The organism is Streptosporangium sp. G12, from assembly GCF_052983175.1.
This window is the reverse complement of sequence record NZ_JBRIQO010000065.1, coordinates 1-11,586: the sequence shown is the minus strand read 5'-3', so window position 1 is coordinate 11,586 and position 11,586 is coordinate 1. Positions and strand designations below refer to the sequence as shown.

The 11,586-nt window shown below is 69.7% G+C and carries 8 protein-coding genes; 1 reads left to right on the top strand and 7 read right to left on the bottom strand.

Annotation, left to right across the window (positions count from 1 at the left end; all coding sequences use genetic code 11):
• Positions 1 to 498: 498 nt before the first annotated feature.
• The 5 genes from ACVCAG_RS45445 to ACVCAG_RS45425 form a co-directional block, all read right to left on the bottom strand.
• The gene (locus ACVCAG_RS45445) at positions 499 to 1,176 is read right to left on the bottom strand and encodes a hypothetical protein (RefSeq protein WP_440089838.1); all 678 of its coding nucleotides are present in this window, start codon (positions 1,174 to 1,176) and stop codon (positions 499 to 501) included.
• The gene (locus ACVCAG_RS45440; protein ID WP_447191652.1) at positions 1,173 to 2,072 is read right to left on the bottom strand and encodes a carbohydrate ABC transporter permease; all 900 of its coding nucleotides are present in this window, start codon (positions 2,070 to 2,072) and stop codon (positions 1,173 to 1,175) included. Before ACVCAG_RS45440 ends, ACVCAG_RS45445 begins: the two co-directional genes overlap by 4 nt.
• Positions 2,069 to 3,004 carry an ABC transporter permease subunit gene (locus tag ACVCAG_RS45435; protein ID WP_440089836.1) on the bottom strand — a complete coding sequence of 312 codons (936 nt, stop codon included), beginning with the start codon at positions 3,002 to 3,004 and terminating at the stop codon, positions 2,069 to 2,071. Before ACVCAG_RS45435 ends, ACVCAG_RS45440 begins: the two co-directional genes overlap by 4 nt.
• A gap of 70 nt (positions 3,005 to 3,074) precedes the next feature.
• Positions 3,075 to 4,370 carry an extracellular solute-binding protein gene (locus tag ACVCAG_RS45430; RefSeq protein ID WP_440089834.1) on the bottom strand — a complete coding sequence of 432 codons (1,296 nt, stop codon included), beginning with the start codon at positions 4,368 to 4,370 and terminating at the stop codon, positions 3,075 to 3,077.
• A 30-nt stretch (positions 4,371 to 4,400) separates the two neighbouring features.
• Positions 4,401 to 5,414: a hydroxyacid dehydrogenase gene (locus ACVCAG_RS45425; RefSeq protein WP_440089833.1), complete on the bottom strand. Its 1,014-nt coding sequence runs from the start codon at positions 5,412 to 5,414 to the stop codon at positions 4,401 to 4,403.
• Between the two features lie 238 nt (positions 5,415 to 5,652).
• Here ACVCAG_RS45425 and ACVCAG_RS45420 point away from each other — a divergent pair, with 238 nt between their 5' ends.
• Positions 5,653 to 7,551 (top strand): DUF2264 domain-containing protein, encoded by a 1,899-nt coding sequence (locus ACVCAG_RS45420; RefSeq protein ID WP_440089832.1) that lies wholly within the window; start codon positions 5,653 to 5,655, stop codon positions 7,549 to 7,551.
• An 11-nt stretch (positions 7,552 to 7,562) separates the two neighbouring features.
• Here the strand turns inward: ACVCAG_RS45420 and ACVCAG_RS45415 are convergent, their stop codons facing one another.
• Both ACVCAG_RS45415 and ACVCAG_RS45410 read right to left on the bottom strand, forming a co-directional pair.
• Entirely contained in the window at positions 7,563 to 8,690 is a 1,128-nt protein-coding gene (locus ACVCAG_RS45415) for a substrate-binding domain-containing protein (protein WP_440089831.1), read from the bottom strand.
• On the bottom strand, positions 8,687 to 10,600 hold the full coding sequence (locus ACVCAG_RS45410; protein WP_440089830.1) for a hypothetical protein: 1,914 nt from the start codon (positions 10,598 to 10,600) through the stop codon (positions 8,687 to 8,689). Before ACVCAG_RS45410 ends, ACVCAG_RS45415 begins: the two co-directional genes overlap by 4 nt.
• Positions 10,601 to 11,586 lie beyond the last annotated feature (986 nt).

Genomic DNA, 11,586 nt, shown 5'->3' with positions numbered 1-11,586 from the left:
AGGGCGCGGCGCGCGTGCGGTGGGGGCATCAGGGTCATCCTTCTGTCAGGCCAGGGGAGAAGGTCACGGTGAAGGAGGCGCCGGAGGCGAAGGCCGAAGCGGACGCCTTCAGGTGGGCCGCCACCGGTGCCATGACGACGGCGAACAACGCGGCCGAAGCCCTTTGACATGCGCGCATTCCGATACCTCCATAATGTTAGCGCTAACATCTCACGGTGGCCGCGCGGTAATGGTGATTCGGGCGTAGGCGCATTATTAGCCCGGCGAGGGGTCCTCGGTCAATGGACGGCACACAATTCGTGTCCGGCGGCACCGCGATGATCGGAATGCGTTCGCGGCGGCGAGACGGGCCCGGCGAAGCGTGCGGCTGATCATCGTGTCGCGCTCGTCCCCCTTTCCGGAAGATCGTGGTCCGCGCGCCGCGCGAAGCCTCGGCGCCTCGTCGAGGCGCAGGTCACCCTCGCCGTGCCGGTGTCGTGGATCGGGAGCGAAGGCCGGTCAAGGTTCCGGCAGGAGCGGCAGGACCACGAACCGGCTCGTGGCCCAGGCCGCGTAGAGCAGTGGCGCCGTTCCCAGCAGCACGCCGAAGACCGGTTCGAGCAGTACCATGCCGACCGCGAGCGCCAGCACCGTCAGCGTCGGCAGCGTCAGATACCAGCGACGCGCCACCAGGTACAGGCACGGCAGGACCAGGCCGCGGACCGGACGCGACGATTCGGCCACCACGACCAGCACCGTCACCGTCGTGGCCACGACCAGCGCGCCCGCCGTGACGAAGAACGGCAGCAGCGCCGGACCCCACGAGGTGCCACCGACCACCATGACGTCCACCACGAGCACGCTCACCACCGCGGCGCCCGTCAGCCAGGTGACCAGCGCCCGCACCGCCGCCCGCCGGTAACCGTTCCAGAAGGCCGCGAACACCGCCGTCGACCCCTCGCCGAGCAGGGCGAAGCACCGGAACGCGCCCGCCAGCGCCGGCGCGCACACCGCCGAGAGCGCCGCGAAGAACGGCCACGATGCCGACGGATCCCGCACCAGGGCCAGCGCCACCAGCAGCGGGGCGCACGAGATCGCCAGCAGCAGGTTCGTCATCAATCCGACGTAAACCATGCCGAAGACCTTCTCGTACGTCTCCTGCCGGGCCGGACGCAGCAGGCCGCGCATCGTGCTCACCCCTTCAGCCCGCTCGTCGCGACGCCCTGGATGAAGTAGCGCTGCCCGAACAGGAAGAGGACCAGGACCGGCAGCACCGACAGCACCGCACCCGTCATGATCATCGCGTGTTCGGCCTCGTACAGGCCGACGAAGGAGCGCAGACCGAGCTGCACCGTCCACAGCTCGTTGCTCGTCAGGTAGATGAAGGGCCCCATGTAGTCGTTCCACGTGGTGACGAACGTCAGCAGCGCCAGGCTGGCGAGCGCCGGCTTCGACAACGGGAGGATGATCCGCCGGTAGATGCCGTACTCGCTGAGCCCGTCGATCCTGGCCGCCTCGCACAGCTCGTCCGGGATCGACATGTAGTACTGGCGCATGAGGAACACGCCGAACGCGCCGAACGCCTGTATCAGGATGAGCGACCAGTACGTGTCCGTCAGCTCCAGTCGCTGCATCATGATGTACTGCGGCACCATGTAGGCCTGCCACGGCACCGCGATGGTGGCGAGGTAGCCCAGGAACAGCGCGTCGCGTCCGGGAAAGCGGACCTTGGAGAACCCGTAGGCGGCGAAGCTGCCGGTCAGCACCTGCAGGAACGTGATGGTGGCCGACAGGAAAAGCGAGTTGCCCAGGTAGGTCGCCATCGGGACGCGTTCCCAGATCTCCACGAAGTTCGACCAGCGCAGCTCGTCCGGAATCAACTCGATCGGGACCGCCAGGACCTCGCTGTTGCGCTTGAGCGAGGCCGACAGCATCATTCCGAACGGCACCAGCGTCAGCAACGTCACCGTGACGAGCCCGAGGTAGGCCAGCGTCCTGCGGGCGGCGGGGTGCCGGGAGCCCGGCGATCCGGTGGGCCCGTCGTGTCGCGGCGGCGGCACCGTGGCCGAAGGAGCATCGCGCAATGTGGTCATGACGCGTTTCTCCGTTCGTTGATCCGGAATTGGACGATGGTCACGGTGAACACGATGAGGAACAGCACGAGCGCGATCGCCGACGAGTAGCCGAACTGGCCCTCGACGATGCCCTCCCGGTAGACGAGCTGGGCCAGCACCAGGGTGCTGCGACCGGGGCCGCCTCCGGTCATGACCATGATCAGGTCGAGCACCTTGAAGCTCTGGATGGTCAGCATGACCAGCACGAAGAAGGTGGTGGGCCGCAGCGAGGGCAACGTGATGCCCCAGAACCGCTGCCAGGCGTTGGCCCCGTCCACTTTGGCCGCCTCGTAGTACTCCTTGGGAATGGTCTGCAGGCCGGCCAGGTAGAGCACCATGTAGTAGCCCATGTCGCGCCACACACTGGTGATGATCACCCCGGGCATCGCCCAGCCGGTGCTCGACATCCAGCGCGGGGGGTCCTGGACGCCGATCGCCTCCAGCAGCAGGTTGATCGGTCCCGCCGTCGGATTGAACAGCATGTTCCAGACCACGGCCACCGCGACCAGGGAGGTGATGTACGGGAAGAACGCCGCGCTGCGGAAGAAGTTCACCCCGCGCAGCCGCCGGTTCAGCGCCAGCGCCAGGGCGAGGGCGGCGATCAGGGTCAGCGGGATGTGGCCGAGCGCGTAGTAGAGCGTGTTGCGAAGAGCGACGTGGAAGTTCTCGTCCCCCCACAGCCGTTCGAAGTTGCTCAGCCCCACCCACTCGGGCGTTCCGTAGGAGTCCCAGTCCATGAACGCCAGCACGAACGCCGCGATCACCGGGACGAGCGTGAACAGGGCGAAGCCCAGGAAGTTCGGCAGGATGAAGCTCCACCCGATCAGGGTGTTGCGCCAGGCCCGGCCGCCGTGGGGCACCCGAGGTTCGCCCGGCTCGGTCGGCGCGGGCTGCGGCATGACATGGGTCATGGTCGTCCTTCGTGACTCCTTCGCAGACCAGGTGGACGGGCGGCGGACCACGGAGCCCGCCGCGGCCGCCCTAGTTGAGGACCTCGTTCTTGACGCGCTCGTTCATCGAGCGGATGCCGTCGGCGGCCGACTTCTCACCGACCATGATCAACTGATGCTCCTCGTTGAGGATGGTGTCGACGTCGGAGCTCTTGTCGCTCACCGGCATCTCCAGCACGACCTTGCCGGGCTCGAACGTCTTCTTCGACAGCTCGTCCGACGGCATGCCCTCGAGCTTGAAGTAGGCTTCCGTGATCGCCGGATCCTGCAACGCCGGCACCACGCCCACCTGGGCGATCGCCTCCGCGCCCGCCTTACTGGCGGCGAACTGGACGAACTTCTTGGCGAGGTCGGCGGACTTGCTCCGCTTGTTCACCGCGAACCCCGTCGGGGAACCGAAGGTGACGGCCTCGCCGGAGCCCGCCCGCTGCGGCATCGGGGCGAGCGCCCAGTCGACCTTGCTCTCGCCCTTCTTCTTGGCCTCCAGAATGCCCGAGATGTACCAGGTACCCATGGGCATCATCGCCGCCGCGCCGGTTCCGAACATGTTCCGGTAGTCGGCCTGCTGGGCGCTCGCGGTGCCGAAGTCCATGACCGCCCCCTTCTTCTGCAGGTCCAGGGCCATCGTGTACTGGTCGGTGAAGAAGGCGTAGTCACCGCCGAGCTGGTCGCCGCCCGTCTGCGCCGCGGAGATCGCCTGGACCACCGAACGCCAGGTGTGGTGGTAGGTGCCGTACACCTTCTTGCCGTCCTTGTCCCCGGTGAGCTGCTGGGCGTACTTGGCGTAGTCGTCCCACGTCATGGCGCCGGTGAGCTTGATGCCCGCCTTGTCGAGCAGGGTCTTGTTGTAGTACAGCAGCCAGAAGTCCTGGCGGTACGGGAGCGCGTAGTAGGTGTTCCCGGTGTTGTAGGCCTGCAGACCCGCCAGCTTGGAGGCGTCGGCCGACGTGGCGAGATCGGTGACCTCGAGGAGCTGCCCGCGGCTGGAGTAGCGCGCGTAGTCCGTCACGTTCTTTATCGTGATCACGTCCGACTTGTCGCCGCCGGCGAGCATGGTGGTGACCTTGTCCTGATAGTCGTCCGCGAGGATGTCGACCGGCTTCACCTTGACGCCCGGATTCGCCTTCTCGAACGCCTGGAACAGCGCGGTGAACTCGGGGGTCTTGGCGAGGTTCCACACGGTGACGGTGAGGGTGGCGGGTCCGCCCTCGGCCGGCTCGCCGGAGCCGCCGCACGCGGCGAGCGCGAGCGCGAGGACGGTCATTCCCGCGGCCTTCACGACGTGGCGCCGCGTTCGGGTCCTGGCGGGCGGAACGGGATTGAACATCGGTCTGGTTTCCTTTCCCGGAAGCGGGGCTCAGGCGCTCACGGCGAACTCGTCGGCCGTCACCACCGCGCGCGGCGGCCGGCCGGACAGGTAGCGTTCGAGTTCGTCGAGGGCGCTCTCGCTCATTCGCCGGGTCTCCGATCCCAGGGATCCGGCGATGTGGGGGGTGATCATGACGTTGGGAAGGTCGTACAGGAGCGAGTTCGCGGGCAACGGCTCCGGGTCGGTCACGTCGAGGATCGCGTCCAGGCGTCCCCTCGCGCATTCGGTCTCCAGGGCGGCGGTGTCCAGGACGGTGCCGCGCGCCGTGTTGATGACGGTCGTGCCGTCTTTCAGCAGGGCGAGTTCCGGCGCCCCGATGAGATGACGGGTGGAGGGAAGCTCCGGGACGTGCAGGGTGAGCACGTCGCAGCGCGGCAGCAGGTCGGCCAGGTCGACCAGCCGGCCGCCTGCCTCACGGACCTTGGCGGCGCCGGCGTACGGGTCGTACACCAGTACGTCCACGTCCAGGCTGCGCAGCCTTTCGACGACCCGGCGGCCCACCCGTGAGAAGCCGACGACGCCGATCGTGCGTCCGCGGTTGGACAGCTCGCCCCGCCGTTCCAGGTAGGACCAGTCGTCGCGATGTCTGCGCGCGTCCTGGGCCAGGAACGGAGCCTTCTTGCCCGCGAAGATGATCGCGGCGAGGGTGAACTCGGCGACCGAGACGGCGTTCTCGTCCGCCGCGTTGGTCACCAGCAGCCCGCGCCGCCAGACCTCGTCGGTGACGAACGGGCGCACCGTTCCCGCGCAGTGGAAGATCGCCCGGAGCTCCGGCGCGCAGTCCAGCCGCTCCTTGGTGAGCGGAGGACAGCCCCACGAGGTCACGAGCACCTCGACCTCGCGCAGCCGGCGGCGCACGAGCGGATCGTCGAGGTCCGCCGTCGCCATGGGATCGGTGAGCTCGACGAGATCGCGCAACCGCCGCAGCTGCGGTTCCTGGAACTGCACATCGACGTACACGGGGTCCATCACCAGCAGAGCCTGTGATCGTCGGTCTTTCACACCGGTCCTCTCGCCAGCCAGTGCTTGCCAGTGCCGCCGATCATGACCGATCATTTCAATCAGGTCAATAGATTGTTAACGCTAATATGATCGATACTGATCAATACGATCATCCGTGGGTTCCCGCGGCCATCAACGATGATCAGTATGAACGCTTTTGATTCATTGCTCCTTGACGTGTTCGCCGAGACGGTGCCAGCATCACGGAGTTTCGTGCGGAGTCGCGACAGGAGGCCTGATGCGCTGGCTGCGGGAACTGGACGACCGGCGGCTCTCGCCCTACACCGGCTGGACCAGAGATCACTGGGCCGCTCTGGCCGACCGTCTGCTGCTGTCCGCACGGCGGTACGCCTCCCCCTCGCACGCGCGGATCTCCTTTCCCGGCGAGCCGGGCGGGTACGGGCCGGACGTCGACGCACTGGAAGGGTTCGCCCGGACGTTCCTGGCCGCGGGGTTCCGGGTGGCGGGGGAGGGCGGCCATGACCCGCACGGCTACCTGGAGTGGTACGCGCGCGGCCTGGCGGCCGGGACCGATCCGGCCTCTCCCGAGCGCTGGGTGAGGCTGGAGGAGCATGATCAGGCCAAGGTTGAGGCCGCCTCCATCGCACTGGTGCTGCACCTCACCCGCCCGTGGCTGTGGGACCGCCTCGACGACGGTGTGCGCGAGCGGGTGGTCGGCTACCTGGCTCCGGCGATCGGCGGCGCGTACCCGCCGATCAACTGGATCTGGTTCCAGCTCGTGGTCGAGCGGTTCCTCGCCTCGGTGGGCGGCCCGTCCTCACGTCAGGACGTCGAGGCCGGGCTCGCGCTCACCGACGGGTTCGTCCGGGAGGAGGGCTGGTACTCCGACGGCGAGCGGCGCGGCTACGACCACTACGTCGGCTGGGCCCTCCATTTCTATCCGTTGTTGTGGACCGAGATGGCGGCCGGCGACCCGGCCGCCGACATCCGTCGTGCCGCCTACCTGTCCCGGTTCACGCGCTATCTTCACGACGCCGTGCACCTGGTGGGCGCGGACGGCTCTCCGCTCATACAGGGCCGCAGCCTCACCTACCGGTTCGCGGCCGCCGCCCAGTTCTGGGCGGGGGCGCGGGCCGGTGTCGCGACTCCCGCCCCGGGTCTCCTGCGCCGCGCCGCCTCCGGCATCGCCCGCCACTTCGCCGAGCACGGCAGCCCCGACGACGACGGAGTCCTGACACTCGGCTGGCACGGCCCCTGGCGGCCGATCGCCCAGTCGTACTCCGGCACCGGCTCCCCCTACTGGGCCGCCAAAGGCCTGTACGGACTGGCGCTGCCCGCCGATCATCCCGTGTGGACCTCGGTCGAGGAGCCGCTGCCGGTCGAGCGGGAGGATTTCCAGCTCGTGATCCGATCACCGGGCTGGCTGGTCTCCGGCACCCGCGCCGACGGCGTCGTGCGCGTCGTCAACCACGGCACCGACCATGCCACACCCGGCGACCACCGCACGGACTCGCCGCTGTACGCCCGCCTCGGATACTCCAGCGCCACCTCGCCCATCCTGGCCGGCCCGCACGCCGACGACCCTCTCGACCAGTCGGTCACGCTTCTGGACCCCGACGACCGGCCCAGCCATCGCACCGGCTTCGAGACCCTTCTCGTGGACCGCCTGCCAACGGGTACCGCCGTCGGCGCCTCCCGTTGGCGGGCCCACTGGGTGGACCCGGACCCGGACACCGCCGACCACGGCTACGGCCGATCGGGCACCGCCGTCCTGGGGCCCTGGATCACCGTCCTGTCGGCGTTGCGAGGCACGTGGGAGGTTCGTCTGGTCCTCCTCCTCCCCACGTGCGCGGCCCCCCTTCGCCTGGGCGGCTGGCCCGTCCCCGCCACCACCCCGTCGTCCCGCCTGATCTCGCGCATCGTCCCCGGCCCCGGCCTCGACCTGTCGGACGTGACGTTCGCCGAGAACGCCACTCCGCTGTCGGGCCGGACTCTCGTTCCGTGGTGCGGCACCAGCGCGGCCGCCGAGCCGCGCAGATGGTACGAAGCCCGCATTCACCTCGGTTCGAGCGTGCCCTCGGCCCCTCCGGAGATCAGCTGGGCGAATGCGGCCGCCCGGATCGTCTGGCCGGACGGCACCGAGGACACCCTGGCTCCCGTGTTCCCTCCGCCGTGAACAGCCCTCCCTCAGGACGAGGAGGAGCGCACGATCAACCGAGGCTCGATGACCACGCGATGCGTCGGCCGATGCGGGTCCTGATCCGTCAGGCGAGCCCACAGCAGGCCGAACGCCGCCCGCCCGATCGCCTTCCTGGGCGGGCGGACCGCCGTCAGCGGCGGATCGCACAGCTCCGCCACCTCATCGTCGTAGGTGACCACCGCCAGGTCCGCGGGCACCCGGACACCCCTCTCCTGGCACCGCTCCACGAGGCTGATCGCCTCCGGGTCGGAGTGAACCAGCAGCGCGGTGGTGCCCGTGTCGAGGCACGAACCGAGGATCCGGTCCATGACCTCGTTCCACTCAGGGTTGCGCTGGTCGACGGTGGTGAGGTCCGGGGTGCCGTCGAGCTCCAGACCGAGCTCCTGGCAGGCCTGCCGCCATCCGCGCCGCACGTGCGGCGTCGTCGGACTGTGCAAGGTCGTGACCACCCCGATCCGCCGGTGTCCCAGCGTCGCCAGGTGGCGCACGGCCATGGCCGCCCCCAGCGCGTGATCGCTGATGACGGACTCCATGGTCTCCTCGTACGGACCGACGGCGGCGGCCCGCTCGATGAGCACGACCGGCACCGGCGCCTGCCGCAACCAGCGCACCAGTTCCTCGCCGTCGTCACCGGTGGTGGTCGGCGCGACCAGGAGCCCGTCCACGCCGACGAGGTCCATCAGCCCTGACAACTGCCGCCGCTCGTCGGCGGCCTGGTAGGTGGCGCCGCGTAGCACGATCCTGGCTCCGGCCGCCGCGGCGGCCTCGCGGACGCTGCGGATCACCTCCGGCCAGTAGTAGTCGAGCGACGGCACGACCATCCCGATCGTGAGCCGCCGTCCTTCGCCGACGCCCTCCTCGACGACCGATCGAGGCGAGACCTCCTCGTCGGACTCGCCGGCGGGGGCGCCACCGTGCAGCATGGCCCCGCCCCGAACCCGCCGGATCAGCCCTTGCGAGGCGAGGAGCGCGATGTCACGGCGGACGGTGATGACCGAGACGTCCAGCTCCTCGGCCAGATCGGCGACCCGGACGGAGCCACGCCGCCGCAGCAGCTCGACCACCCGGGTGCGGCGCTCGTCGGGCAGCGAGGCCGGTGAGCCGGACAGGGTCATGGCCGCACCTCCACGCGTACCAGGAGGGATCCGCTCGCGGTGCCGGGCAGCTCCAGCCGCAACCGGGTCAGCCGGTCGCCCCACACCGCGACGAGCAGGGGATCGTCCAGCTCGCGTTCGGTCAGCGACCCGGCCGCGTGCTCCGGATCCCAGGAGAGAACCGCGGCCCGGCCCCCGCCGGGCGGCCGTATCGTCACCTGCCCCGGCGCCTCCTGCCGCACCCGACCGGACAGCAGGAACCGCACCTCGCTGGGCGGGCCCGCGTCGGTGAAGGCCCAGGAGTCCTCGATCGTCACGCCGCCGGTCTCCCGGTCCAGCCTGGCCGTGCGCCACCACCGCTCAAGCCCGTCCACGGGGTAGGCGCCCGCGAGGTCGAGCCTCACCTGGAAGGCGTCCGGCCCGTCGGCCACCGCGACGTCCCCGGCCGCGAAGGACGCGCCCTGCCCCTGTGGCGTGCCGCGCACCTCGGGCACGCTGTGCCAGCCACTCCGCATCGTCCAGATCGCGTACCGATCGGGTCCGAACGTCTGCGCCGTGTACGTGGGCCGCCCCGCATCGACCACGGCGGGTGTCCCGTCGACGGCGACGATCACCGAGCCGACGTCGTTGTGGTTGTGGTTCTCGTCGTTGTGGCCGCCCTTGACCGCGAGGGCGAGACCCCGCTCGGTACCGCGGGCGGTGCGGGCGAGGCCCACCTGCGTGCCGGGCAGCCATGCCGAGGCCACCAGCGGCGGTTCGGCCGGGCCGGCCTCCAGCCAGGTGACGTCGGCCAGCTCGCTCAGCGCCCGTCCCAACTCGGCCGCGGGGGCGACGGTCCCGGCGCGGTGGGCGGCGGCGTGCCGCATCCCGTCGGGATCACCGATCCGCCGCGCCCAGCGGTGCAGCACGTGCCAGGGCTGCTCGGCGGGCGGCAGCGCGCGGGCGTCGGCGAAGTTCACGTACCACGCCCCGCCCAGATGCATCCGGTGGGGGAACCGCGCCGTCTCGCGCACCACCGGCACGCCGGCCGCCCTCAGCTCCCCGGAAGTGGCGTGTTCCAGCACGTCGAGTGCTTCCAGGGCGCGGCAGGCACCGTTCCACCAGTACTCGTAGCCCTCGTCCACCGACCCGTCGCCGGGCAGCGCCGCCAGGTAGCGGTCGAGGCCCTCGATCGCCAGCGCGACCTGCCGAGCCCGCTCCGCTCCCGGTTCGGCCAGGCGCAGCGCGGCGACGAGCACGTTGCCGCAGATCCACGGGCACCAGTTGTGCACGCGGCCGTCCAGCCCCAGCCAGTGCCAGTCGCGCCGGCGGGTGAACGGCTCCAGAACCCGCCACCGCACCTCGGCGCGCAGGCGGTCCCGCAGTCCGGGGAATCGCTCGTCCAGCCGCTCGCCGAGCATGTGGTCCGCCCAGGCGAGCTGGGCGGCCACGTCACCGGCGCCGAGATCCAGGCAGGGGGTGGCCGGGTCGGGCAGTACCGTGCCCCGCGATCGGCAGGACTCCTCGTGGGCGGGCCAGCACCACGAGCTCTGTTCGCACACCAGCACGATCCCGTCGGCGGCCTCGGCCAGCCACTCGTCCGACCCGTTCGCCGCGGCCATGAGCACGGCCCGGGTGAGCCGCTCCTGGCGCTCGAACACGCCGCCCTCGTAGACCGTGCGGTCGCCGTCCTGAAAATATCTGGCGTACTGCGTGGCGAGCGGCTGCGCCCACGGCGACCCGCGCTCGGCCTCCGCTCGCTCCCGCACGCGCTCCAGTGCCCACAGCGGCGGCCCGCCGCTCAGGGAGGGCAGGGGCAGCGCACGGTCGGGACGCGCCAGGACGCCGATCAGCGCATCCGGCGAGGCGGTCGTCCCCCACCTGCCGAGCAGCGGGCCTGGGACGACGCTCTCCGCGAGCCGAACGGGGGGGCCGGTCGCCGTACTGGTCATACTCCTCCTTAGGACCCCTCATAGTACCGATCGAACCTGATCGAAGTTGATCCTCAGTGGCGAAGCGATCAAATCCGACGTTTATGCGATCACCCCAGGGGTCGCCGCGGTCGGAGCTGTGGACCGATGCCGCGGTCAAGCGGACGGGCCGCTCGTGGCTCTGCCGCGGCGGTCTGTGGGCGAGGAATGACAGGGGACGCCGGTCCCGATCCATGTGACGCCTCCGAGCCGGGCGATGACGTGAAATGCCGGGCATGGCGACCTTCGGCGATGGCGACCCTCGGAGACCGGGCACGATCGGGCGGGCCGGGCGACGGGACGGGGAAGGCGACTCCACGCGACTCGTCGGCACAGAGGGACGGGTGGCACCATTGCCGCGATTACGTGGGCGTCAGCGTAATCGGACATGACTATTGGAACGCGATAACAACGCAGGTTTCAATGCGCGAAGCGCGGCCCGTAACCGCGACAGGGCGGCGGGTCACATCGACATCGCACCAGTGTGTGCGTTCACATGAGTGCGGTCAACACCCGCTGTCATGGACCGCACCAGGCCTTCCGGCCCGCGGCCCGAAGGCCGGTACGACGACCCGGGCCACCGACCGCCGGGCACCGGAGAGCGGTGAACAGGCGATATATCCGTCTGCGACCAGAGGCCGGCGCTACCCGCCATCGCCGCTGCCGCAGGATGCCGGCTGCGCGGAGACGAATTTCTTGTAGCGAGATGTTGACATCCCGCCTGTGAACCCCAACACTTTGCGGAAATGCAACGGAAACACGAATGCGACCCGATCGCCGGCCCTTCATCGGGAACCAATCGCCCCATTGCCAAGCTCGCAGGGACGAGGTTTATGCATAAATGTTAGCGTTAACATTTCTTTGTACGCCTGTTGACGTGCCCCACCGCCCCTGAGGCCTCGCCGTGAGTGCGCGGCCGTGATGTCGCCCCTCGACGTCTTCTCCCCGATTCCCGGAAAGGATGCCCG

Bases quoted from the DNA above. Each gene is read 5' to 3' on its own strand.
- ACVCAG_RS45440 (WP_447191652.1), bottom strand. From the start codon at position 2,072: ATGACCACATTGCGCGATGCTCCTTCGGCCACGGTGCCGCCGCCGCGA.
- ACVCAG_RS45435 (WP_440089836.1), bottom strand. From the start codon at position 3,004: ATGACCCATGTCATGCCGCAGCCCGCGCCGACCGAGCCGGGCGAACCT.
- ACVCAG_RS45430 (WP_440089834.1), bottom strand. From the start codon at position 4,370: ATGTTCAATCCCGTTCCGCCCGCCAGGACCCGAACGCGGCGCCACGTC.
- ACVCAG_RS45420 (WP_440089832.1), top strand. From the start codon at position 5,653: ATGCGCTGGCTGCGGGAACTGGACGACCGGCGGCTCTCGCCCTACACC.
- ACVCAG_RS45415 (WP_440089831.1), bottom strand. From the start codon at position 8,690: ATGACCCTGTCCGGCTCACCGGCCTCGCTGCCCGACGAGCGCCGCACC.
- ACVCAG_RS45410 (WP_440089830.1), bottom strand. From the start codon at position 10,600: ATGACCAGTACGGCGACCGGCCCCCCCGTTCGGCTCGCGGAGAGCGTC.